Consider the following 25,671-nt stretch of genomic DNA (forward strand, 5'->3'; position numbering starts at 1 on the left):
ATTGAAAGAAACAACCCAAAAAACTCAGGATTTACAGACAGTTATCCAAATGAACTCAGAAATATCTGATCAATATACCTTCCCAAAAATTGGAGAAGAGTCAGAAATAATACTAAAGAGAAAATGGCTATTGTATGAGAAAATAATAGAGAAGAGTGGGCCCGTTGAGATTCGAACTCAAGATCTTCGCCGTGTAAAGGCGACGTCATAACCAGCTAGACCACGAGCCCCGTGTCATCAGACTGCTCTATAAAGTATGCACTTGTTCTTATTAAAGCATTTGATTTGTATCTGTCATGGAGAGCAACAGTTCAAAAAACAGGCAGAATAAGCTGCGGAGGAGATGACTGCCGGAGATATAAGTAGCATAAAAAAAATAACAGAACTGCAAAGAAATAATGCGTAGAATATCGTTAAAATCAGGTGATTCATGTTAAAATCTGAGGATTAAAACCCGTTTTTTGGCAGGAAATGTCATTTCCGGCAGGTTGAAATCAAACAGATTATTGCATATAAAATATTAATCAAAAAAAGATGACTAAAAAATCAGCTATAAACTTCAAAGGAATTATTATTGCAGCGCTGATAGTAACAGCGCTAATCCTCTCGGCAGGATGCACCGGAGAAGCACCCTCAGAGGCAGAAAGCGCAGAAACTTCCGCCATAACACCGGAGATTACCCCGGCAGGGGCAGCAGAACCTCTCACAGAAGAGACTCCGGAAAAACTCATAATCGGTGAAGAAGAGCTTGTCAGTTTCGTTGACATGGCCTCACAGTTTGCCAATGAAAACGGAGAAGAGTCTGCATTTGCGGAATACAACAAAAAAGACGGAATATTCTCAAAAGGTGACCTCTACATCTACGCATATGACTTTGAAGGAGTACTTCTTGCACATCCCTACCAGCAGGACAAAATAGGAACGGACAGACTTGACTGGACAACAGCTAACGGACTTGAATTTGTCAGAGCCGCTATGGACACAGCAGAGAATGGCGAAGGATATGTCATGTATATGTATCCTGCACCGGAATCAGGCATAATAAATGAAGCAGAATCCTCAGAATATATCCCAAAAATTGGATATGTCAAGAAAGTGAATGAGAATCTCTGGATAGGTTCAGGCATTTATCTCAGAGACTATACCGACAGTAAAACAGGTGCGATGCCGGAAGCAATTAAAAATATGAGAGAACTTGTTGAGGAAACGGTTCAATTTGCAGAGAAAAACGGTGATGAAGCCACACTAAAGGAGATTGATCTCACAGATGGTCAGTTCACCAAAGGAAACCTCTACGACTATGCCTATGACTATAACTGCACAATGCTTGCGCATCCTTATATGCCGGAAAAAATAGGCACAAACCTTAAAGACTATACAGGGCCATACGGAGTGAAAGTAATCAGTGTCCTTGCTGAAACCGCCAAAAACGGTGGAGGATATGTAGTTTTTGGATGGGAAAATCCGGAAAACGACAATAAACCGGAACTGAAACTCGGATACGTAAAACCTGTCAATGACAAATGGTGGGTCGGGTCAGGCGTTTATCTCTCTGACCTCTACTGAAAAACTTCCACAATATCAAAACAGGAATAACAAAAACTCTTTTTTTCAGATGATGAACGGGTATCAGAGAGAATGTTCAGATCCATTTATTATCATTTAACAGAATTTTCAACGGTTAATTCAGATATTCAGATATTATTATCATTTAGCAGAATTTTCAACGGTTAATTCAGATATTCAGATATTATTATCATTTAGCAGAATTTTCAACGGTTAATTCAGATATTCAGATATTATTATCTGCCGGAAACAGAATAGTTAGGCTAAGAATGATCTCCGGAGAAACATAATGATTGGGACTGAAATAGGAGATATAATAGCACTGGTGCTTCTGCTGCTCTTTATTGCAGTTGTATCCGGAATATTATTTAAGAAAATTAAAATCCCCTACACAATAGGACTGTTTCTCATTGGACTTGGAATTTCGGTCATATCCTCAAATATTGCTGAAATCGGTTATATCTTTGACTTTGTCCTCTCACCTGAAATAATACTCTTCCTCTTCCTGCCCCCGCTCGTATTTGAGGCTGCATACCATATCAACAAGAGACTTATGGCACGAAAGATCACCCCGATTCTGGTTCTTGCAGTTCCGGGACTGATATTTTCAACATTAATTGTCGGATTAATCATAGGCTTTGCAACACCCCTCCCGATCATATATGCCATGCTTTTTGGTGCACTCATCTCTGCAACCGACCCCGTCTCTGTGATAGGACTTTTTAAGAATATGGGTGCTCCGGCAGGGCTTACAACAATTCTTGAGGGTGAAAGCCTCTTTAATGACGCTTCAGCAATTGTCACATTCAATATTGTCCTGGGCATTATAGCCGCCGGGACATTCAATATATCAACAATAATCTATGGTGCAGAAGGCATCATGTGGAGTTTCTCAGGCGGAATATTAACCGGAATTATCACAGGAATACTGATCGGAGGCCTGATAGCCATATCAGGTAAAAATGCTGTGATATCATCAGTAATTTCACTGATCACCGCCTATGCCTCCTACCTGATTGCAGAGTCGGTCCTTCATGCTTCAGGCATAATTGCAGTTGTGACAGCCGGCCTTATAGTCGGCCGGTTCACATCCGTCTGGCTCAAGTCCGAGGATTCAAAAGAGATTTCTGAATTTCAGGATTTTTCAGCCTACCTTGTAAACAGCCTCATATTTCTCTTAATGGGAATTACAACGGCAAACCTTCTGGGCAATTACCGTATTGACCAGGAACTTGCATTACTTATTCCGGCAGGGATTATTGCCGTTATGATATCAAGGGCAGCAGTTGTCTATATCTTCTCCGGAATTATGAATCTCTTTAAGGGGGGAGATTATATACCACTGAAATACCAGCATGCACTTTTCTGGGGCGGGCTTCGTGGTGCGGTTGCAATTGCACTTGCCCTCTCTATAAGTGAAGATATGCCATTTAGAGACGAAATTATAATGATGACTGTCGGGGTTGTTCTCTTTACAGTTACTGTTGACGGGATAACCACAAAACCGCTTGCAAAAAAGCTTGGACTTGACAGGCCAAGCCATCTTGCTGTATATGAGTATTTCTCAACCATCATTCATGCAAAAAAAGAGGGAATCTCAGTACTTAACAGACTTCTGAAAGAAAAGAGGATTAACCGGGAGATTGCAGATACAATCAGGAACGACTACGAAAATGAGATAAAAGAGGCAATGGCGGAGCTGAAAGTTCTCTTCTCACAGGTCAGACCTGATGAGAGCAAATTAAAAAAACTTCTCTGGACCAGGCTCATTATGGTTGAAAGGAGTATTTATCAGGAGATCTACGGCTATGGGTATATCTCCGAAGTCGTCCTGGATGAGCTTAAATATTATATTAATGTAAAACTTGACGAGATATCTGTCGGAACTGTGCCTCCGCATGAGGTTATAAAATCAGATTCTCTGGAGTACAGAATATTTGTAACTCCTGCGTGGTGGATCTCCGCCCTCTTTAAAAGGTTTAAATTTGCTAAAAATCTCAGGAAATTTACACTGACAACCGAGTACCAGAAGCAGATTGCGCTGATTTCATCGGCCAGGCAGATGGAATTATCAATTGATATAATAACTGAAGGGTTCGGATTTCCGGATGAGATTATAAATGAGGCAAAAGATGAATTCAGAAATATCTCAGATAGAGCCGAAAAGATAATTGAGGATATGGCAATGAGGTACCCTGAGCTTTCAGAAGACATAGAGAATTATTACCTCCGTCTGAGCCTGCTAATTCAGGATGAGGACTACTATGAAGAGATGAAAATAAAGGGACTTATCTTTCCAAATGTTCATGAAGACCTCTTAAAGAGAGTCGATAAGGAGAGAAAAAAGCTTGAAGAGCATATCTTCAATATGATCTGAAAACCTGAGGTGAAGAGAGAACTCCCGCCATATCCGGACTGCCAATCCGGATTTGTCTGGTATTTCTGCAATAACATCCCGTAAACCCGGACAGAATACAGAGAATAAATTCCATATTAATCAGTAAGCCGCCAGTCCGCCAAAAACAGCCCTAAATAGAAGAAGAGAATATGCAACAACACAGACCCGACAGATACAGCACGAAATATGATCCACCCTAATTAAATATTACAATCAGAAGAAACTCCAGAACAAATGTTAAAACTAAACCAAGGATGAAAGTGACTATAATTACCAGAATAACCCAGGAAAACAGCTTGGCTACACTACCAAATATCTTAATCAGAGCATTTTTCAGCATAGGCTACCGTTCCGGAAATATCACAGCAGAACAGTTCTTCTGAAATGCCGGGCCTTTATTCAGTTCATCATTTCTGTTCTTTTTCATCATCCCTCTCCTCATACAACTCCTCAATCCCGGAACTATCATCATCAGTATCAATAATTGGCACAGGCTCAGGCACTTTTTCTGCTTTGGATTCTTCTGACTTTTCTGCCCCATATGACTCATCATAAGCACCATCACCGTCAGACTCAACAGTAAAGCTTCCCTCAGCCTTCCTCTCAGCAGTTCCGGACCTCTCCTTTGCAACCTGAAGCAGCACAAAGACCGTATGAACACCGGGGCGTTTTCCGGCAAGGCTGACAGCATAACTTCCGGGATCAGTGAAATGATCCACAGGAGTGCCGTCAATATACACAGTACAGACAAAACCACGGTAAGGGCCGCCTTTCACATCCGCAGTTATCTCCGCACGGGCAAGCATATCATCTTCCTTAAATGAACCCGGAAGATGCAGGGTAATCTCCGGCTTAACCCTCCGCCGCACAAAATCTCCTGATACAAACCACCCAATAAGCAGAATGACAAGAACCGGCAGAAGATACAGCACATTATTGTTGAGATTCGGACTGATGTCAAGCGTATTTTTCAGACCGTCGCCATCGACATCATAAGCACCGGATATTGCAGCCTCTGCATAACTGACAGCACTCCCGGAGTCTCCGGCATTATAACTCTCCCTGGCCTTATCAAGAAGTTTCCTGGCATTATCAGGGCCATATGCAAGATTTAAAGAGATCGCCATCTCCGCCTCCTCTATCGCCTGGGGGACCATAGAGAGAAGAGAATATGATAAAGATGCACCGGTAGCCCCGACATCCACTTCCTCCTCAACACTCTCATAGCCAAACTTCTCAACGAGAATCGTATGCCCCCCCTGGTTTACAGAAATCTCAGCCGGAGTAACACCCGACAGAACACCGTCAATATAGAGATCAGCACCGGCAGGGACAGTAATTACTGAAATATTAACCTTAGAGAGTGTAAGCTCTGCCCTAACCTCAGAGATCTTTCCGGCTGCGACATCAACCCTGCCGGTCCAGTCATCGTATCCGGCTTTCCGGATAACAGCATCATAAGTTCCGGGTTCGACTTCATCAAGCTCAAGCCTCGTATTACCCTTAAATTCACCGTCAAGATATATTCCGGCATTGGTCGGCTCAGACTCAAAGGTAATCCTTCCGGTAGTCGGGACCGGCTCAAAATTATGAATAAGTGACTGCGACATATCCTCATTAATCCAGACAGTCTCAGAATAGTCCGAGTAATTGTCAAGTGTTAAAAGGACAGTATGTGCTCCGGCAGGGAGATTATTTAGAACCGTATTCGACCGGCCGGAGTATTCACCATCAATATAGATTGCCGCACCTTCAGGCTTTGTCAGAACAGAAAAGGCATCCCCCACAACCGGTTCCATATTATGGCTGACATAGGAGATCTCACCCTCCCTCACCTCAAATATATCCTCCCAGGTCCGGTATCCCGCCATCTCAAGCCGGACATAATGAATTCCGGGGAAGACATCCTCAATCACCGCATTGGTCTGACGGCCGAGGTTCTCATCATTCAGATAAATATCTGCACCCTGCGGATAGGAGGTGACGGAGATTATACCTTTGGTGACCTGTCCGGAGACGGGAATAGTCAGCACTGAAAATATCAGGAGCAGCAGAATAATCATCCGCAGTGCAGGGTTAATTTTCATGATTTATACCTGCCTGACTGTATAGACAAATGTTCTAAACCTCTTCATCCGCCCCAAAAATTCCGTCAGAAAAAAGCCGGTATATTCCGGAATCAGCAATAAAAACCTCAGCAGACTCATCTGACACTGAGAGAGGAATGCCTGCATAATCCCATATCTGTCCGGACTCATTGTATCTCATAAGGCGGTATGACTTATCGGGTTTATACTCCGCAGTATTGTTCACAACTATATTCTGGGGGCCAAAAACTCTAATCTCATAGGCACTGCCAAACCCAATGAGACCCTCAGGAACATTGCCCGGCGCTGTACTCAGGCGGGTTATTATCACCGTACTCTCCTCCGGAGTAATGGTTGCCGAAGGAGTTATAGTCGTAACTGCGGGCGGTTCGTCACCGGAATTTCCCGGACTCATGACAAAAAAAATAAGCAGACCTGCAAGAAGAATTAAAAATATTCCAAGAACTGCGAGAAGGCGGACCCGCCCCTTCTTCTTTCTTGCCATATGCTCTTCATACTCATTTTTAAGGCTCTCCCTGTCAAGTTCATTGATCTTCCACTTGCCATAATCAGACTCAGCAGGGACATTAAAATCGTTCTTCACCTGCGGCTCATAGGCAGAAGATGAGAAGTCTGCCAAAGAATCAGTAGCACCAATCCTCTCATCAGAGAGGAATTTCTCAAAAACAGCAGATTTTTCCTTCGGGAATCTGCTGCTCCCTTTAAATTCAGAAATTATCCTGAGAGCAAGGTCGCCACGTGAAGTTATCCCGGACAGTTTCCGCCTGACAACAGGACTCTGTGCAAAAGTGCCCATACTCCTGTACAGCCTGCCAGTCTCAGAACTGTCAGTCTTTTCGGTTTTAAGGTCAATATCAACCCTGCCGGAATACTTCTCCGCCACATTCAGATCAGCATCCTTAAAGGTCATCTTTGAGACCGCTATCGTAAAACCTGCCGGCAGATATGAATGAAGCTTCTCTGCAACAGCAACCACAAAATCGACAGACTTTGAGAGATCATCAGATACACATACGGTATCCCTGCCGAGAATGAGCCTTCCGACAGTATAATCAGCAGCATCATAACCCGAAAGTCCGGTTACGACCTTACTTTTCCGGTCATCAAAAAAACCATGGTCAGATGCAAGGTCACGGACCTCATACTCAATCAGAGACAGTTTATGCTGCACACGGGCGTAAAATTCATGAATATAGGAGAGGTCAATCCTCGGCAGAAGCCCGCCATTAAATCCGGTCTTTTCAAGATATATGAAAGTATCCGGCCTTCTCCCTTTCTTCTGTACATTTACGGCCGTTCCAAGCAGAAGGATCCCGTTCTTTGTGCTGATATACAGAGATGCCGTACTCTCGTCAAGCCTCTCGGCAAGGTTTACAGCATATTCATCATGCAGGGTTCCTGCAACAGTCCCCCCGTCTGTAGTGAATATTCCGTATGAATCATACATTTTATAAAAACCCCATGAAATCACAGCCTAAAGGCCGAATTTAAATACCTCGGTAAATCTCCACGGTGCAATTGCGGTAGGTGAAATCTCCTCCTCCACCCCTTCTTCAGTAGGGAAAGGCTCAGCCGTTGCATCCACAGAAACGGCAATAAAATACATAGAGAGATCATTCATCATATTTACGAGATTTTTAAAGACTTTGTTTGCACTGAGCAGCTCAAAGAGACTCTCCTCAATGGCCTGTGCCTCCCTTGACCTCTCAGGGATATCCGACAGTTTTCCGGCACTCATGGAATGAATAAGGTCCCGAATCTCCTTATTCTTCCAGAATACAAGGTCGGTCTTTGTAACCGCAAGAGCATACTTTTTATCCGGCCTGAAAAATCCAAGATAATTCCTCCCTTCAAGATCGATTAAAGTCTTCATATAACCGCCAAACTCCCTTGCAAGCTGGGCATGCCCCTTCCTGTCATCAGTAATTTTTTCACCGTCTATCAGAAAGATAACCTTACCCGCCCGGAGAAAATTGCCGTACATTGTGGCAATAATAACGCTCTTTGTAAACTCCGGGTCTAAAAGCTCCTCAGAATGATGCAGTTTTATATTTCTGACAAAATCAATTGTGCCGGCATTCTTCCGGATGTCAGCCCTGGCAATTCTCATCCTGTCGCTTAAGAGAGCAACCGCCTTTTTGAAGTTGATCTCATTGAGTTCATCGTAATACTCACCGGCATAATCAACAACAGTCCACTTCACAGGAATTATACCATATTTCTTCCCTGTAAGCTGGTACATAACCATCTGGTAGCGGTATGTCCTTGACAGTATCTTTCCGTCTAAAACATTTGCATAAAGGCTTGATATTCTGAGCTCGTCACCTTCGTCATTTGGATCGCCGGTCAGGACAACGCCCTCATTGGAGTGCCCCCTCTCAAAGTTCTCAGAGATATAACTCCAGAGTCCGAGGACAAAATATGTCTTGCCCGATGACCTCGGTCCGAATATGAATATCTCGGATGCCCTGACACCGACAGTTATCTTAATTGCAAGCCAGTAAAGAATCAGGGAGAGAACAATTCCAATCCCGTAAAAGAAGATGTTCTGCACCGCATAAGCAGAATCCACAGCTGTTTCCGGAGATAGTGCTGTGGCATACATCTCATAGGCTAAAAAACCGACAATAATTGCAAAGAACACCGTAAATAAAACCCGGGCAAACTTTGCAAGATTGTCATAACGGTTCGTCATAACCGCTTTTATATCAAATACAGCCCCGCAGAAAACTCCGGCAAAAAAAGCAAGCATCAGAAGGGAAACATCTGCCCACGGGGTCAGGTAGACATAAAATGCCGGGACCCCTGCAAAAATTCCGGCATAGATCACCCCGTTTATCCTTGAATCTTCATTAAAGAGCATCCCTGCCGCAACTGCAAAAAAAAGCCCACATAAAAACTCAACAAAGAAGGTCAGCTCAGGAGGTGTCGGATGAAGCTTGAATACCGGAGCAATGGTCATGAAGATATATGCAACGGCAATGCTTATTGGCAGAGCCAAAAGAAGGTAGATTTTTCTTCTTTTATTATTTATTATCATTCACCGGCTGCCTCTCTGATGTCCCTTACGGAATAAAGGTCCATCACCCTCTTCTTTGCCTCCTCAATCTGAGCCTTGCCGCCGGATTCAAGATCTGCTATCTCAGCCGCATCTGTTAAAAGCAGAGTCTTTTCACGGGCGATATACTTACCCTGGTGGAGATAAAGGGCATGATGGAGGATGTTATTCCTGCTCTTCTCATACTTCTCCCAGTATCCCCCTCCGGTTGTAAGCGGTGAGATATTCTCAAGGAAACCTGCGGCTGCGAAGAATGTAAGTGAGATCTCCCACGGTTTTGTGTAATTGTGGGAGTTTACCTTTGCACTGTCAAAACCTTTGAGGTCAAGAGATTTTACAAGATAACGCCTGAAATCACTGCCCTTATTCTCAGTGAGCTGTGACAGCCATCTCGAAGGGGATGAAACTACAAGAGCCGCCTTGTCAAAACTCCATCTCTCAGTGCCGGCAGCTCCATATCCTATGGATATATTGTTGATTCCAAGCTTATGGGCGTCAACAAGCTCTTTGTACTTCCACTGAACAATGTTGTACAGCTTTTCTATCTCCGATTTGCCTTCCTCGTCATAGTCAAGGACAGAGAGATCGGAGTCATCATTGAGGAGTGAGAGGATATTCGGATTGATCTCGCCAAACCACGTCCTGTACATCCCCTCAATCGTCTTATTGCCGCTGCTTCTCTTCTCATCAATTGCCCGGAGTCCGGACTCATAGGACTCAGTCTCTGCATTGTACTTCTTTCTCGGCTCAAAGGTTGAGCTGACGAGGTCATCGGTCTTTTGCAGGAATTCAATCTGCTGCTGCATCACCTTCTGCGACTGGATCAGGAGATCAATCTCGGTATTGAGATTGCCTCTCTTTGAGGAGTATCCTTCACGTATGTTTATAATGTCAGTCAACCTCTCCCTGACACCTGTGATAATTGATGCAGTGTCCCTCCCGGAGAAGGAGTTTATCAGCATGGCCTTCTCATCCGATTCAAGATTGAACTGTGAGACAAGCGGCCCGATTGTTGCCTCCCTTAACGAACCAAGCCTTGTATCAAACTCCCTTGTAAGGAATTTATCCTGGACAAATACCTCAAACGGATCACGTATGGAGATCTTTCCGGGATGCATCTGTGAGATCTTTCTTATTCTCTCCTCTTTTGTATCCTTCTCACTCCTGAAGATCTCCGGGTTGAGCTTCCTGCCCAAAATTCCGTCTGCGAAACCCTGCTTTTTGGCAACCCTGAGCATATAGTCGTTGTAGAAGTACAGGGATACAGACTCTGCAAGGTCCCTTAAGTAAGAGAAGTCTGCTGATGTCGCACCTTCAAGGTTCTCAATATCTCCCTGGATATCGCCAAGCGGCAGTGATGAGAGCCAGACATCACGTTTTATAGGTTTGGCCTTCTTACTGCCGGATTTATTGAGCTTCTCCTTTAAGACAAAGAGCAGTGCTGAGAATTTTTCAAGAAATGCCCGCTCAAGGTCCTCTACAGAATCACGTCCGGTTCCTTCAGCAGTCCCGTGCCCGAGTAAGACATAGTCCTCAACAGGTTTTGCAAGTGCATTGACCTCCGATTTGATCAGGTCAAGCATATCACTCTCTTCTCTCTTAATCTCTTCAAGTTCAGAGCGCTTCTTTCTTACCTTTGCATCTGCCTCACTAATCTCAACCTTAAGTCCGGACTGGCGTGACGAGAGGTCACCGGAAATTTTACCAAAGTTCTCCTCGCCCCTGATGATGTTTAAAAGAGCCATTCTTGCCGATTTTTCATTTACAGAGAATGTCTTCCTCTCAAGGTGTGACATCTCCTCTAAAAGCAGCAGATTCTTCTTTATGACCTCGTAAAGCTCCTGATCTTTGGCATTTTCATGCGGCTTGCTCTCATTGTCAAGGGATTTTTTCAGCCTGGAGACATATTCTGTCAGTTTGTCAAAGTCCTTTAATGAAGAGACGTCCTTTAACTCTTCAGGCATGTTGTTCGTAACCGCAGATTCGATTATGGACTGGGTCTTAAAGTTTAAGAGATCAGTTATATCATTCTCCCATCCCTTCTTTATCCGCTCGATCTCCTTTTTATAAAGATTTACATCATCGTGGGTGATCTCTGTGTCAGTCTTTGAAAATTCATTGGGGTAGAGGTTTTCACCTGCGGTGATGAAATCTGAGACCTCTTTTAGGATCTTTGCCCTGTTATGTGAAATTCCGGCGAGGTTTTCTATAACATCCTCAAAGCCTTTCTTCAGCGACCGGAGGTTTTCCACCGGATATTCGATTACATGCGAATCTGCGAATATAAAACCGGAGTAGTCCTTTTTGGCGTCCACTATCGCGGATATATCTGCTGTCGGGAGATAAAATGAGTTTATGAAGAGGTACGGGAATGCAGAGTCAAACTCAACTACTTCCTGTTTCCTGTCACCTCCGTCAACATAGCCCGTGGGACTGAGTGACGAGACGATTATATAATTGAAGAGCTTGTCCTCTTTCATATTGAGGTATTCAATCTCAGATAGTGCAATTGCAGCATTTAACTGCTCCTTTTCGCCTTCGCTTGCTGCCGGAAGAACGACAAATAGCCAGATCTTTGACTCCTGACCGCGTTTCTCCTTGATGTAGCGGGCAAGGTCTATAAACATGCCTGAACCTGTTCCCCCGCCAAGTCCGACTATTATCGCAACGGGCCCATGTCCCTGAAATGAGGGGAACTGCTCTCCGCCCTGTGTTATGGCTTTGTAAAATACCGCTTTTGATATGGCACGCCTGCGGTGAACTCCGCCGCCGAAGTCGTCAACAATATTTTTATCAACTTTTTTGAGCATCTGGTAGTCAAAACCGTATTCGGGATCATTCATCCACCAGACATCGACAAGAGGCTTTTCACGCCGTCTCTTCATCTGCTCTGCAATATCCCTTGACGTCAGGGAAGAGACCCTCTCGACATTTGCAAGGTCCGGCAGGTGATAATGGAGACTCTTTACACTCCCACCCATCTGATTGTTTGTCCTCTGGATATCCCCAAGCCTTGCCATGACAGCTTCAGATCTCTTTATGTCATCCTTTCTCTGGTTCGAGTCGGTATCTATCGTATATAATGAAAGGCGCTTGCCGTCTTTCAGGTAATGTTTTAAGAACCATTCATGATCATAAAGATTTGATATAAGTTTCTTGCCACAGCCGCCGATCGCAACAACGGTCAGTTCGTCCGGCATCTGGAAGGGTTTTCCCTCGATTATTTCATCATGAGCCATTATTTATTCCCCCTTGTATTCTTTCTGAAAGTCCTGCATATTTTTTGCCCTTATCTGGCCAAATACCATCCCTGCGCCAAATCCGATTACAAGCAGTACAACCCCGATCAAAACTGCGGTTGTCAAAGGCAGGGTTGCCTCTTTTGGTGACCCGGCATATCTTAAAAGCTCTTTTGCCTCATCCCTCAGACCTCTTGAGTAGAGGTCGTCTATAATCCCCCGCATCTCAGGGTCATTTATGGCATTAAGCTCTGACATGAACTGCTCGTCATCAGGTATTGTTATGGAGAATGTCTTTGTTGTGCCTGTTCCGAGGGCATCCATGTTTCCGTCAAGCGCTTTTATGTGATAATATATATAGCCGGTAGTCTGTGTAACTCTTCTGGTCACAACCACCCCGTCAACAATTTCAACAGATGTTAAAACCGGAACTCTCCCATATACTGTTACTGCAATCTTATCCGGAAATCCGCTGTCGGCTGTAAGCTCAATTTTATGATCATTTAAAGATTCTTCTCCGCCGGAGATGTTAAAGCCGGATTCTTCAATCTGCCAGAGACTGGCCTGTGGGACAGGTATAAGATCAGTATTCATCTCAATGACCTCTGCCTGTTTCGGGATGCCGCTCACTTCAATTGTATATTGTATTATTCCGCCTTCATTCTGTGATTCAACGAGGCTGCCTTCCTTTAAATCCGCAATTACAGCAGATGCCGGAAGACAGAAGAGCAGCATTGAAATAATTAATGCCAGTGAGATAAATATTGACGATCGGTACCTTATATGCATACTGAAAAGATTTATTTTAAAATAGTTAAATATATCTCAATGTTCCCGGATTACTTCCGGGTCCGGTCAAAAATACCTGCAAAAACAAATTAATAATACCACTCTGAAAAAAAAGAGATTCATATATAAATCAGCAGAAAGATTAAAGCACCGGCAAAAAGCGACAGAAATCCGGCTACCTGCACCAGAACATAGAGCTTTCCGGTATTCAACGCCACCGCCTCTCACCGCCAAGAGCAGACTTTGCCCATTTCCGCCTGAAAAGCTCCTCTCTTTCAAGCTCTTCAAGGTAGCTCTCAATATATCCCGCCGTTGCATTAAGTGACGGGATCATTACGTTCTCAAGTGCATTCACCCTACGCCGTGTCTTCCTGATCTCACCGTTCAATGACCGGATGACACCTTCAGCCTCTGCCACCCGGAGATATGCCAGGGTAAGCTCCTCAAACTCAGCCCTTGCGGAATCGAGATATGAGGTTGTCCCGGAGAGGGTGTATCCCGGGAGAGGTGAATCCCTTAATCTGTCAGGGACCTCAATTTCAGGCACTCTCCGCCCCATGATATTGCGGGTATGCATATCTACATCCTTCATCTCATCCGATGTTGAGGCAAGGGCTGAGAGGTTTCGCCAGCCCATGCTCATCCCTGCACGGGTTAAAGCAGGATACGCAGTCTTTACATGCTTCATGCACTCCTCTGCAAGGGCATTATACTCAGCTTTCATCCCCGTCATCTCACGGATCATAGCATCAAGCTTATCCTGCAAAAGTTCAAGACCCCTCTCTGAAAGGACAATTCTCTTCCTGATCTTCTGAAGCTCAATCCTTGTCGGCCTGACGCTACGCATAATCTTTGCTTTCATTTCGTCATGCCCCGCCTGAAATATAATATCTCTCTATATCCTCCTCACCTATACGCTTCAGCTCCTCCTTCGGGAATATCGAGAGCAGTTTCCAGGCGAGAGAAAGAGTCTCCTCTATGCTCCTGCCCTCATTGTGCCTCTGCCTGACAAACTCATCCTCAAAACGGTCAGCAAATGTGAGATAAAGCCTGTCAGCAGGAGAGAGGCTCTCATCCCCGATAACGGCAACAAGGTTCTGAATCCTCCGGCCACGGGCATAGGAGGCATAAAGCTGATTGTTCACCGATGAATGATCACCGCGGGTCTTTCCCTCCCCTATACCTCCCTTCATCAGGCGTGAGAGGCAGGGCAGGACATCCACCGGCGGGTAAATTCCTTTTCTGTGCAGTTCACGGGAGAGCACAATCTGGCCCTCAGTGATATAACCGGTCAGATCAGGCACAGGATGGGTTATATCGTCATCAGGCATTGTTAAAATCGGAAGCTGGGTAATTGATCCTTTTTTTCCTTTGATCCTTCCGGCACGCTCGTATATCGAGGCGAGATCAGTGTACATATATCCCGGATAGCCACGGCGGGCAGGGATCTCCTCCCTTGCCGCCGAGACTTCACGGAGTGCCTCGCAATAGCTTGTTATATCCTGAAGAATCACCAGCACATGCATATCCTCATGGAATGCAAGGTACTCGGCTGCCGTTAATGCAAGCCTTGGCGTTATTATTCTCTCAATTGCCGGGTCATCGGCATGATTGACGAAAAGAACTGTATGCTCAAGTGCACCTGTCTCCCGAAACTCCTTCTCAAAGTAGTGAGCCTCCTCATAGGTAATCCCCATAGCACCAAAGACCAGTGCGAAATCCTCCTCTTCACCAAGTACACGTGCCTGTCTTGCAATCTGTGCTGCAAGGTGCGAATGCGGCATTCCGGAACCTGAAAAGACAGGTAATTTCTGGCCCCGGACCAGAGTATTCATACCGTCAATTACCGAAATTCCGGTCTCGATGAAATCCTGCGGGTACTCGCGGGCAAAGGGATTTATCGAATAACCGGATACATCCATCACAACATCGGGAATAACCTCGCCGCCGCCGTCTGCCGGCTCACCCCCGCCACTAAGTATCCTGCCCAGCATATCACGCGAAACACCAATCTTCATCGGAGAGCCTGTAAACCGCACAGAAGTTATGTCAGTATCGAGATCACTTGTCCCGCCAAAGACCTGAACAATTGCAAGGCCCCTTCTCGTCTCAAGCACTTCCCCCCTCCGGACTGTGCCGTCCGGAAATCTGACATCGACAAGTTCACCATAGCTTGCGTCATCCACACCTTCCACCGCAATGAGCGGCCCTTCAACCCTCACAACCGATACAAACTCCCGGATATTTCCCGGCATCATGCATCCCTCCCTTTAAGCTCCTCAATCTCAGACTTCAGATCATGCATAATTTTGTTGCAGATGGATGAAATCTCACTCTCAGGCCTGCTGCCAAGACGGCTGAAACTCTGTATAACCGGCAGTGCAGCGATATCAGATGAGAGAACGCCTGACCCTACCGCATCTTTTGCCAGGCGGTAAAAGCCTGAAATCACCTTCAGCATTGCATTCTGCTTAAAAGGTGCACAGTAGCGATCTTCTCTGTCAGTTGCATACTGAATAAGGAATGACTCCTTAATTATCCCGGCAGTCAGCAATACAAGGCGGTCCTCCTCAGGAAGGACATCAGGCCCGACAAGCTGTACAATCTCTTCAAGCTCACTCTCTTTCTGAAGCAGAGCCATTATCTCCTGCCTCATATCCTTCCAGCCGCCTTCAAACCGCTCCTCCCACCAGGGAGAGATCAGGTCAGTGTACAGAGAATAGGAGAGCAGCCAGTTCACTGCCGGAAAATGGCGCTCGTGTGCAAGCTCGGCATCCAGTGCCCAAAACACCCTTACAATGCGCAGAGTGTTCTGCGTTACAGGCTCTGAGAAATCCCCGCCGGGAGGCGATACAGCTCCTATAACTGATATCGAACCGATATTCCCGCTATTGCCGCAGACCTTCACCCTGCCGGCACGCTCATAAAAATCAGCAAGGCGTGATGCAAGATATGCCGGATAGCCCTGTTCTCCCGGCATCTCCTCAAGCCTTCCGGAAATTTCCCTCATAGCCTCTGCCCAGCGTGAAGTCGAATCTGCCATAAGTGCAACATTATATCCCATATCACGGTAATATTCCGCAATCGTTATTCCGGTGTACACACTCGCCTCCCTTGCAGCGACAGGCATGTTGCTTGTGTTTGCAATCAGAACCGTCCTTTTCATAAGCGGTTCATGAGTCTTAGGGTCTTCCAGCCGTGGAAATTCCCTCAGGACATCAGCCATCTCATTGCCGCGTTCACCACAGCCGACATAGACAATAATATCGGCATCTGACCATTTTGCAAGCTGATGCTGCACTATGGTTTTTCCGGCTCCAAAAGGACCCGGAACTGCCGATGTGCCGCCTTTTGCAATCGGAAAAAGAGTATCAATTACCCGCTGGCCTGTAATTAAAGGCTCTATAGGGTCAAGTTTTCCACCAGTCGGCCTTGGCTTTCTGACCGGCCAGTGCCTCACCATAAGAATCTCAGTCTCGCCTTTATCTGTCTTAACAGTGGCTACAGGCTCTTCTATTGTATAACGGCCCGGTGGTGCTGCCCGGATAAGCTCACCTTTTATTCCGGGAGGGACTAAAATTCTGTGTGTGATATTTCCCTCAGGCACAGTGCCAAGAATATCGCCCTCAGATACCTGGCTGCCTGCCGTAATTTCCGGAGAATAATCCCAGAGGCGTTCACGGTCAAGAGCAGGAATGTTTGTTCCCTTAATTATGAAATCTCCCACCGAATTCCACATACTCTCAAGCGGTCTCTGGATGCCGTCATATATCATACCGAGAAGTCCGGGTCCAAGTTCTGCCGGAAGAGGCATGCCTGCGCCTTCTACAGCCTGGCCGGGGAAAAGTCCGGTCGTGTCCTCATAGACCTGAATGGTGGCGACATCCCTCTCAAGCCTGATAACCTCCCCGATTAACCTGTCCTTTCCTACACGGACAAGTTCATACATCTGTACACCCCGCATACCCTCGGCCTCGATAACCGGGCCTGCAATCCTTATTATTGTCCCTTTAGTATTCATCATCAGTCACCATTTTTTATCTGCATATGAGGGAATGGCTATAATAAGCGGATATGAATCCCTGACCTGCATAAGACTCTCAATCTCCTTTTGCATATCTTCTGCATAATTATTCTCAATAAGAATTACTCCGATATCATTCCGGTGTGCAAACTCTTTCAGGGCTGATTTAGCCTCCCAAATCTCTGTGCAGACCTTCGTACAGGATACACCTGCAAGTGCAAATCCGGCTGCAACCTCACGCCCCCCGATAACAGCAGTCTTCATGAAGCTCTCTCCCAGACCATCATATTCATAATCTCCTCAGCCGGCATTTTTGCACAGACTCCGTTGTATGCAATTATAAGATTATTCTGCTCAATTCCACGTGCAAAGGCATACCTTATGAGCGGCCCGCTTCCAAGATGGTACTTTGTTGCAATACCGTCCCCGGTATCAAGGAGCAGGCGGTCCATCTCAATCTCAGGGTCACCCCTGACAGATGCCTTCTCAATGGCAGTGTGATACAGAGTGCCCCGGCACGCCTCAGCCACAGCTTCATGTGTGGTGCATGATGCCAGATCCTTAAGCCTCTCGCCGTGAAATTCAATTCCTTCCTCAATAAGCTGCCTAATCTTTTCATCCCTCTCAAGTCCGAGAGTGACCGCCCGGTAGATATTCTTCAGGTTTTTAATATCAATGGTATGCCCGACAAAAAGTCCGATTGGCTCAGCAAGACTGACATCGACTTCTCCTGCCGCATTAAGAAGGGTATGATACAGATGACGGTCAATCATCTCCTCCAGTTGTGCCGGTGAGAGGTCACTTATGTCTTTGTCCGGAGGGATAAATCCGAGATCTTTTAATATACCCTTTATCTCCCCACTGCTCTCTGCATGGGCCAGTTTTCGTATCAGCACCGGATTCAGACGGCCTACCGGGAGGGCCTGAAGTTCAGCTCCGGTTTTTGATGCCCGGAGAATATACTTGGCCTCTTCGGCCTCAGAAAATTTCATGTAGGCTAAGAAAAAAGGTTTTACAGAGCCGGGAACAGTTTCTAAAAGCTTTTCAAGCGAAGAATAATATTCCTCCCGGAGTAAACGCTCACTTTCGTCCACAGTATAACTTTTGTGCAGGGGGATATCATAGTTATACTGCCTCAGATGCTCCATCACCTCATCGGGGGAATATGACCCGGCAAGTATCCGGAGGTTCTCTTTTTCAACAAAGGGATTTCCAATAGACCTTACTCTTGCCACAGGATGTGCAAAACCTGCAATATTGAGAATAAGCCTGATATAACCTGATGAAATGGCCGCACCTATGATAATTGCAATAAGTATTGCAAAAACCAGGAGGATTAATGCATAATCCCCACCCTCTCCGGAAAAAGAACCGGATATGAGATCAGATACTGCCTGTCCGGGGTCAAAGCCTGTCATAAAGCATCATTGCAGTGTCATGTGCCAGTTTTTTCTTCATTCTCTTCATCCGTTCACTAAACGTCTGGTCAATCCTGATACTCCCTTCATCGGCATATACAACAACCCCGGCATCACGGGTCTCCTCATCACTGAGGTCTAAACCGTTTATATCCGGAATCAGGGCTGTTATCAGTTCTCTGTCCTCCCTCCGTACAGCTGCTGCAATCCTGCTGTCACCTGCCTCCAATTTCGCCTCATTTATAAGCAGGGCAAGGACAGAAGGATAATTTCCGGATGACGAAATCTCTGAGATTCTTCGTTCTGCTTCAAAGAAGCAGTTTGCAATCCCTTTTTCCTTTGCCTTACGCACAATTTCACGTGCCTGCATATTTGCAAGTGAGATCTGCCGTCTCTTCTCATCGCGGATCTCTTTTAAACCGGCTTTCATGACGGCGTTATATCCGGCTTTCGCCTCCTTTTCTGCCTCTTCTCTTATCGCTTTCTTCCTCTCTTCAGTCTCTTTCCTGACAGCTGCAACTCTCTCCTCCGCCTCACGCCTGATCTCTTCTATAATAGCTTCAGAACTCATCTGCAATCACCCGGTGAAAAGACCGATGCCAAACATTATCAGAATTGCAATAAGGAGACCAAATATTGCAAAGGTCTCTGCCATGACGGCAAAAATAAGGCTCCGGCCCATAGCTTCTGCATGTGCCGTTGTTGCCGCAATTCCGGAGGCAGCCGTCATTCCCTGACCGATAGCCGAAAGGCCGGCAAGTCCGACAGCAATTCCGGAGCCAAGTGAGGCAAAACCGACTGCTGCTGTAATGGTTATATCTCCGGTGATAATTCCTGTAAAGGCCATAAGAAGTATTGCAACGAGCAGGCCATAGATTGCCTGTGTCTCAGGGATGACAGTAAACACAAGTGATTTCCCAAACATTGAATCCTTCTCGGAGGTTGCCGCTATACCTGATGATGCAGCAATACCCTGCCCGATTCCTGAAAAACCGGCGAGACCGACGGCAACTCCCGAAGCGATGGCAGCCATTCCGGCGGCAGCAGTAGTTATTACATCTCCGGTGACAATACCTGTAAAGGCCATGATCAGTATGGCAACAAGCAGACCGTATATGGCCTGAGTTTCCGGAATAACTGAAAAAACAAGTCCTTTACCAAACATGGAGTCCTTCTCGGCTGTTGCGGCTATCCCTGCCGCAGAAGCGATACCCTGACCGATTGCAGATACCGCAGCAAGACCGACAGCAAGACCGCAGCCAAGCGCCGCAATTCCAAGCGAGATGTCGGATACCGGACTGTCTGTGACAATTCCGGTAAATGTCATCAGAAGAATTGCGACAAGCAGCCCGTAAATTGCCTGTGTCTCAGGTATAACTGAGAAGACAAGTGCCTTGCCAAATATCTCCTGCTTCTCAGAGGCTGCGGCAATTCCGCCGGATGCCGCAATTCCCTGCCCAATTGCAGAAAGGCCGGCAAGACCTACTGCAAGGCCGCAGCCGACAGCAGCAAGCCCGGTGGCAGTGGTCGCAACCGGACTTCCGGAGAGGAGGCCTGAAAAGGCGAGTATCAGGATAGCAACGAGCAGACCATAGATGGCCTGTGTCTCAGGGATGACAGAGAATACAAGTGATCTTCCAAGTGCCTCATCACGCTGTGCTGTTGCTGCAATACCTGACGATGCGGCAATTCCCTGCCCGATTGCCGAAAGGCCGGAGACTCCTGCTGCTATTCCTGCACCAAGTGCGGCAAGTCCTGAAGCAACTGAGATCTCCTCACCGGTTCCGCCTATAATTCCGGTTGAGAGAAGTATCAAAATCGCAACAAGAAGGCCGTATATGCCCTGCGTCTGTGGAACAGCCTGAAAGACAAGCGCCTTGCCGAACTTCTCCGGTCTGACTGCCGCAACTCCCGCCCCGGTGGCACCGGCAATCCCCACACCTATTCCTGAGCCTACAGCCGCCATTCCAACGGCAGTTCCGGCACCGATGAGTGCCAGTGCAAGTCCCGGAGTTACAACTGTCATTTGAGATCACCCTTCTGACCGGTATAAAATCTTTTATATGTAAACGGCTTAAAACTCTCCCCGCCGCCGACATAGAATTTCCCGAAGAACTCAACGTACTGTAGCCTTAGAGAGTGGATAAAACCCCCAAGAACCTGGAGTATGAAATTTACCATATGTCCGGCAACGCAGAATACAGCCGCTGCTATGACGACTATTCCGCCAATCCCGGCCATCATTCCTGTAATTATATTAATTGTCATAGCAATGCCTCCTGTTGCAAGTGCCAGCGCAAGTATGCGGGAATATGACAGCCAGTCGCCCAGAAAACCTGTCAGGCTGAAAAATCCAAGTGGCCCTTCAAAAAGCATTATGGCTGCTACTGCTACAAAGGTGCCTGCAATTGCCGCTGTCTTTACACTCTGATCAAATTCTGCCCAGCCAAAGAACGAGAAGAGCAGAACTGCCGCACAAGGCTGAAGCAGAAACCATACGCCCTGTTCTTTAAGAATACCACTTCTGTTTCCGGCAGATAAATTTTTCCATGCTCCAAGAATCAGTCCGGCATTGAGGTGCAGGATACCAAATATCAGTGCGATTACCAGCATAAGAATGGGGTCTGCAAGCGGGTCTATAATTCCGGAAGTATAGTTTACCCCGGCAAATTTCGGCAGCAGGTCTCCAAAAAAACCACCTTCAAAAAATCCAAAGAACATCCCTGAAAAACCACAGGCGACAAGTGTCAGGGAGAGATCACGGAGATCTCCGTCATCCCTGCCGGCACCGTTGAGAATTAAGGCACTGAGAATTACAAGAAGAAGGCCATAGCCGACATCCCCAAGCATTATGCCAAACGTTATTACGAGGACCGGTGCTAAAAAGAGAGTCGGATCAATTTCTCCGTATTTGGGCGTTGAAAAGAGCTTTGTCAGCATCAGAAACGGACGAACGGCCGGGTGGTGAGTGCAGAGAACAGGGATCTCCTCAGATTCAGGATCGACCTTTTCAAATATGCAAAGAGACAGTCCAAATGAGGCATTGTCACATAATGACTTCAGTTTTTCCTTCTCTTTTTCCGGGACAAAACCCCTGATGACGGTCAGGTTTTTACCGGAATCTGCAAGCAAAAGTCCCTCACCACGACTTTTTATTACTGCAAGTTCTTCATGAAGGACCTGAAATTCCGGTAAATACTTCTCTTTAAGCTCAGCCTGCTCAGTTTTTATCTCAGCAGAACGTTCCTCAAGCAGTTTAATATTTCTGTCTATTACGGCTATTGCCTCAGCCGGTTTTCCGGACTCAAATCCCATACTGAATTCACGAAATGAGAATTTTTTCAGTGCACGCTCCACCTCGTCCGAGCAGTGCAGAAGTGAGGCTATTGCGATCACATGGCCGCCGCCGGTCTCCGTCTTTCTGAGGATATATCCGTCAATTTCCTTCGATTTCAGCTCGGTTATCAGCAGATCCGCCTCATCTTCCTCAAAAAATCCGGCTTTGACAGAGAGAAATTCTGACCTCCCGAGATATCCAAGATCGAAATCAAAAGGGTTCAGAAGGGTTAACAGCTCCCGTTCATCCTTCAGCCGCCCCTTCTCCTCCCGGATCTCTTCGGATTCTGTTCTCAGAGCTATTGCCCGGAGGATTTCAGGACGCAGTTTTTCAATGTCATCCTTTGTTTCATCAGGGGTTCTTTGCCGGAGATCTGCCTTCTGCCGTTTTGGCGGGGAGAAAAATGCCATAATCTCCCCGATACTTCCCAAAGGTTCTTCCTTTAAGGCCTCTATGCTACGTTCAAGAAATGACTTTAGCTCAGTTATCTGTTTGTCAGGCCGCCTCTGCTCACCTTCAAGAAGTTCTTTCAGGTCGTCAGGAGCATCTGCAATATCCGTTATTTCAATTAATCCGGATTCATGCAGCGCGGATATGAGCTTCTCTTCGCTTTTTTTATGGATGACCAGTGTAAGCCTGCTCATCTCTGCCGGAGTCAGCATTATATCCCTCCGTGACTGTTTTTACAATATACATAACTGCACTTTCGTGCCTCTCTGCACTGTTTTTCCGGAACAGTTCTGCTTTTTTTTCTGCTTTTTTTAGGATTTCTTCCCTTTCACGGGCAGTTTCATCATGTGAGATAGCTGAAAGCTGACGGCATTCTTCCTCTGCACGCTCAGCTTCAGCTCTGATTATCTCCCTGCCTCCTGCCTCTGCATCATTAAGGGCCGCCTCAGCTTCCTTTTTTGCCTCACTGATTAAATTCAGGGCTTCCCTTTCACATTTTTTTATAAGTTCGATCTCATGAAACGGCATACGGGAATTCCTCCGGTGTGGTTATATGATAATATTACGATAGGGTTTAAAAGAGTATCCCAGTAAAAAAATATGGAGAAGTGATGAAGTATAAATTACAGAATATTTGGGATGATATTTAATTTCGCCAGCCTGACACTGAATCATCAGTTATGATTACAGATTATCCTTAAAGAAACCGACAGCCTTCTGCTGTGCCTCTTCAGCATAATCCGAGACCCAGAATCCAAAATGTGTGCCTTCCTTTATGAGATAGAATTCAGCACCGGGAATGTGTGAAACCGCATATTCGGCATGTGCCATCACCACGTCACTGTCACGGTTACCGTGCATTACCAGTGCGGGACAGGTGATGGTGTCAAGGCCCTCAATCTTATCAATTGCCGCCAGTTTCTCAACATCATTCCAGAGTCCTGCCTTTCTGTCACTGTATGGATACATCGTCTGGTAAAATTTCATAATGAAATCAAGTTTCACCGGGTCATCAATGATATGTTCAGTCCGTTCCTTAAGCTCTGCCGGAGTTAAATCACTCTCTTCCTCAAGTATCTTTTTTATCACCGCTTTAGGCAGCACTTTCAAAGACCATATCTGAAGCCTCTGTCCCGGATCGGATAAGAAGAGCATTTCATTTAATTTGCTGACCTCACCCTGGTCATAATACCGGCTGACACCATCAATAACAACAAAGGCCTTTGTCCGCTCAGGATAGCGTTTGGAAAACTCATAGGTCGGCGGCCCTCCGGCAGATGCACCGACAACGCCCACTTCATCAATTCCAAGTTCATCCAGCAGTGCGGCAGAGAGTTCTGCCTGTTCAGCAAATGTTTTTCCGGAGGAAAGAGGCGTTTTAAGATAACCCGGACGGGACGGACATATAACAGAAAATCCGGCATCAGCAAATATACCATATATCAGCACCGACATATCATATCCTCCGCCGCCTCCGTGATATGCCAGAATAGGTTTTCCCTCTCCGATAACTGTGTATTCAACCGGACCTTTGTCTGTATCAATAACTGTACTTTCAGGAACCTTGAATAATTTCCCCATAACTTTAGATTTTCAGCTAAGAGGAGAAATAACCTATCTGTCCGGAGGTAAGCAAAATGCAAAATCTTTGTTCCGGTGTACTTTCTAAGATTTTCAGGTATGTTTTTATCCGGAAATCGGGAGAAAAAAGTGATTAAAGATTATCCTTAAAGAAGTCCACGGCCTTCTTCTGTGCCTCTTCAGCATAATCCGAGACCCAGAATCCAAAATGTGTGCCTTCCTTTATGAGATAAAATTCAGCACCGGGAATTTCTGACACTGCATATTCGGCATGTGCCATTACCACGTCATTGTCCCGGTTCGCATGCATAATCAGCGCCGGGCAGGTGATGGTGTCAAGGTCTTCAATCTTATCAATTTCAGCCTCAGTCTCCACATCGTTCCACGTCCCCTCTTTTCGCTCGCTGTACGGGTATAATGTCCGGAAGAATTTATTGATGAAGTCGTGCTTTACCGGGTCATCATAGATATTTTTCACCCGCTCTTTTAGTTCTTCATGGGTCAGGTCACCTTCAAGAGCCACAATCTGCTTAATGACAGTCTTTGGCATAAGACCTGCAAGCCAGAACTGAAATTTCTGCCCCTTATCGCTCAGGAAAATCTTCTCTGAGACCTTGTCAATCGGCTGGTACTCATATTTCATGCTGATGCCGTCAATGACAACAATTGCCTTTGTCTTATCAGGATGCCGTTTTGCAAACTCATATGCAAGCGGCCCTCCGGCAGATGCACCTACAACACCAACTTCATCAAGCCCAAGTTCATCAAGAAGTGCTGCACAGAGGTCAACCTGTGCAGGAATGCTTTTTCCGGACGTTAGCGGAGTTCTCAGGTATCCGGGACGTGACGGACAGATCAGGGAAAAACCGGCATCTGAGAACATTGAATATATGAGAACAGCCATATCATAGCCGCCACCTCCGCCGTGAAACGCAAGGACCGGCTTACCTTCTCCGACTATTGCGTATTCTACCGGGCCGAATTCTGTCTCTATAACTTTGCTCTCCGGAATGTCGTATTCAGGACTGGTCATATCAGAGTCTTTGGACTGGCACAATATAAGATTTACGAACTTTTTAAATCAGAATTTTACGTCCCAAAAAGAGACTGATGCCATAATTATCCCCATTATAAATGAGGGAGAGATTATTCCTGCTTCCCGGCAGCATTGGCGTCCCATAACTCAAATGCCTCACGGGCAGTCTGAAGGGCATTAAGTGCAGCCGGAAATCCGGCAAAGACCGTTATCTGCACTAAAATTTCCTGTATCTCTCTCTTTGTAAGCCCGGTCACCATCCCTGTAAAGATGTGATCCATAAGCTGAGGTTTGCTCCCGACAACCGCCAGTGCGGAAATTGAAGCGATTTCACGGGATTTCAGGTCAAGTCCATCTCTTGAATAGATATCACCATAGCAGAACTCGACAACCGAAACTGAAAGCCCCGGGGCCAGTTCTTCTATAGTTTTTAAGCTTTCAGCGACCATTTTTCCGTCCGGATCTCCCATCGTTCTGAGGACTTTCATTCCTTTTTGGTATTTTTCCGGTTCCATAACAGAAATTTGCGGTGGACATTAAAAAAGATATACGCCTGACTTTCCATCTGCCGGATGTCCGGATAAACGGAGATATGAACTTTGGAAATGGAACAGTTTCAGATTTAATCTACAAAGGGATAATTTCAATACCAAATATAGGAATATAA

20 protein-coding genes and 1 tRNA gene are annotated in these 25,671 nt (G+C 46.0%); 3 read left to right on the forward strand and 18 right to left on the reverse strand.

Annotated elements, in window-relative coordinates:
• Positions 1-156: 156 nt before the first annotated feature.
• Positions 157-230 (reverse strand) — tRNA-Val (locus tag METLIM_RS09805).
• Between the two features lie 304 nt (positions 231-534).
• Here METLIM_RS09805 and METLIM_RS09810 point away from each other — a divergent pair.
• Together METLIM_RS09810 and METLIM_RS09815 are read left to right on the forward strand one after the other, a co-directional pair.
• On the forward strand, positions 535-1,566 hold the full coding sequence (locus METLIM_RS09810; protein WP_004078200.1) for a cache domain-containing protein: 1,032 nt from the start codon (positions 535-537) through the stop codon (positions 1,564-1,566).
• Positions 1,567-1,855: 289 nt separating this feature from the next.
• Positions 1,856-3,943, forward strand: a complete 2,088-nt coding sequence (locus METLIM_RS09815; RefSeq protein ID WP_004078201.1) for a cation:proton antiporter — start codon at positions 1,856-1,858, stop codon at positions 3,941-3,943.
• A 428-nt stretch (positions 3,944-4,371) separates the two neighbouring features.
• Here METLIM_RS09815 and METLIM_RS09820 read toward each other — a convergent pair whose 3' ends face one another.
• The 17 genes from METLIM_RS09820 to METLIM_RS09900 form a co-directional block, all read right to left on the reverse strand.
• Positions 4,372-6,051 carry a PEGA domain-containing protein gene (locus METLIM_RS09820; RefSeq protein ID WP_004078205.1) on the reverse strand — a complete coding sequence of 560 codons (1,680 nt, stop codon included), beginning with the start codon at positions 6,049-6,051 and terminating at the stop codon, positions 4,372-4,374.
• 34 nt (positions 6,052-6,085) lie between these two features.
• Positions 6,086-7,519, reverse strand: coding sequence for a flagellar basal body-associated FliL family protein (locus tag METLIM_RS09825; RefSeq protein WP_004078206.1), 1,434 nt, complete (start codon positions 7,517-7,519; stop codon positions 6,086-6,088).
• 27 nt (positions 7,520-7,546) lie between these two features.
• Positions 7,547-9,112, reverse strand: a complete 1,566-nt coding sequence (locus tag METLIM_RS09830) for a hypothetical protein (protein ID WP_004078208.1) — start codon at positions 9,110-9,112, stop codon at positions 7,547-7,549.
• Positions 9,109-12,369 (reverse strand): tubulin-like doman-containing protein, encoded by a 3,261-nt coding sequence (locus METLIM_RS09835; protein ID WP_004078210.1) that lies wholly within the window; start codon positions 12,367-12,369, stop codon positions 9,109-9,111. Before METLIM_RS09835 ends, METLIM_RS09830 begins: the two co-directional genes overlap by 4 nt.
• A gap of 3 nt (positions 12,370-12,372) precedes the next feature.
• Positions 12,373-13,104, reverse strand: a complete 732-nt coding sequence (locus METLIM_RS09840; protein WP_157202281.1) for a hypothetical protein — start codon at positions 13,102-13,104, stop codon at positions 12,373-12,375.
• Between the two features lie 262 nt (positions 13,105-13,366).
• Entirely contained in the window at positions 13,367-14,020 is a 654-nt protein-coding gene (locus METLIM_RS09845) for a V-type ATP synthase subunit D (RefSeq protein WP_004078214.1), read from the reverse strand.
• A gap of 4 nt (positions 14,021-14,024) precedes the next feature.
• Positions 14,025-15,401 carry a V-type ATP synthase subunit B gene (locus METLIM_RS09850; RefSeq protein ID WP_217178025.1) on the reverse strand — a complete coding sequence of 459 codons (1,377 nt, stop codon included), beginning with the start codon at positions 15,399-15,401 and terminating at the stop codon, positions 14,025-14,027.
• An 11-nt stretch (positions 15,402-15,412) separates the two neighbouring features.
• Positions 15,413-17,179: a V-type ATP synthase subunit A gene (locus METLIM_RS09855; RefSeq protein ID WP_004078228.1), complete on the reverse strand. Its 1,767-nt coding sequence runs from the start codon at positions 17,177-17,179 to the stop codon at positions 15,413-15,415.
• 6 nt (positions 17,180-17,185) lie between these two features.
• A complete protein-coding gene (locus METLIM_RS09860) occupies positions 17,186-17,446 on the reverse strand; it encodes a V-type ATP synthase subunit F (RefSeq protein WP_004078231.1) in 261 nt (86 codons plus the stop codon).
• Positions 17,443-18,600 carry a V-type ATPase subunit gene (locus METLIM_RS09865; RefSeq protein ID WP_004078232.1) on the reverse strand — a complete coding sequence of 386 codons (1,158 nt, stop codon included), beginning with the start codon at positions 18,598-18,600 and terminating at the stop codon, positions 17,443-17,445. The genes METLIM_RS09860 and METLIM_RS09865 overlap by 4 nt, the downstream gene beginning before the upstream one ends.
• Positions 18,587-19,171 carry a V-type ATP synthase subunit E gene (locus tag METLIM_RS09870; RefSeq protein ID WP_004078233.1) on the reverse strand — a complete coding sequence of 195 codons (585 nt, stop codon included), beginning with the start codon at positions 19,169-19,171 and terminating at the stop codon, positions 18,587-18,589. The genes METLIM_RS09865 and METLIM_RS09870 overlap by 14 nt, the downstream gene beginning before the upstream one ends.
• A gap of 6 nt (positions 19,172-19,177) precedes the next feature.
• A complete protein-coding gene (locus METLIM_RS09875; RefSeq protein WP_004078235.1) occupies positions 19,178-20,626 on the reverse strand; it encodes an ATP synthase subunit C in 1,449 nt (482 codons plus the stop codon).
• Complete coding sequence (locus tag METLIM_RS09880) at positions 20,623-22,599, reverse strand: V-type ATP synthase subunit I (RefSeq protein WP_004078237.1); 1,977 nt, start codon at positions 22,597-22,599, stop codon at positions 20,623-20,625. The genes METLIM_RS09875 and METLIM_RS09880 overlap by 4 nt, the downstream gene beginning before the upstream one ends.
• Positions 22,553-22,915: a V-type ATPase subunit subunit G family protein gene (locus tag METLIM_RS09885; RefSeq protein WP_004078239.1), complete on the reverse strand. Its 363-nt coding sequence runs from the start codon at positions 22,913-22,915 to the stop codon at positions 22,553-22,555. Before METLIM_RS09885 ends, METLIM_RS09880 begins: the two co-directional genes overlap by 47 nt.
• Before the next feature lie 156 nt (positions 22,916-23,071).
• Complete coding sequence (locus METLIM_RS09890) at positions 23,072-23,968, reverse strand: alpha/beta fold hydrolase (RefSeq protein WP_004078241.1); 897 nt, start codon at positions 23,966-23,968, stop codon at positions 23,072-23,074.
• 133 nt (positions 23,969-24,101) lie between these two features.
• Positions 24,102-25,001: an alpha/beta fold hydrolase gene (locus METLIM_RS09895; RefSeq protein ID WP_004078243.1), complete on the reverse strand. Its 900-nt coding sequence runs from the start codon at positions 24,999-25,001 to the stop codon at positions 24,102-24,104.
• Positions 25,002-25,114: 113 nt separating this feature from the next.
• The gene (locus tag METLIM_RS09900) at positions 25,115-25,519 is read right to left on the reverse strand and encodes a carboxymuconolactone decarboxylase family protein (protein WP_004078245.1); all 405 of its coding nucleotides are present in this window, start codon (positions 25,517-25,519) and stop codon (positions 25,115-25,117) included.
• A 14-nt stretch (positions 25,520-25,533) separates the two neighbouring features.
• On the opposite strand from METLIM_RS09900, the gene METLIM_RS16635 reads away from it, so the two are divergent.
• Complete coding sequence (locus METLIM_RS16635) at positions 25,534-25,671, forward strand: hypothetical protein (protein ID WP_157202282.1); 138 nt, start codon at positions 25,534-25,536, stop codon at positions 25,669-25,671.

Origin of the sequence: Methanoplanus limicola DSM 2279, assembly GCF_000243255.1 — an archaeon.
GTDB lineage: Archaea > Halobacteriota > Methanomicrobia > Methanomicrobiales > Methanomicrobiaceae > Methanoplanus > Methanoplanus limicola.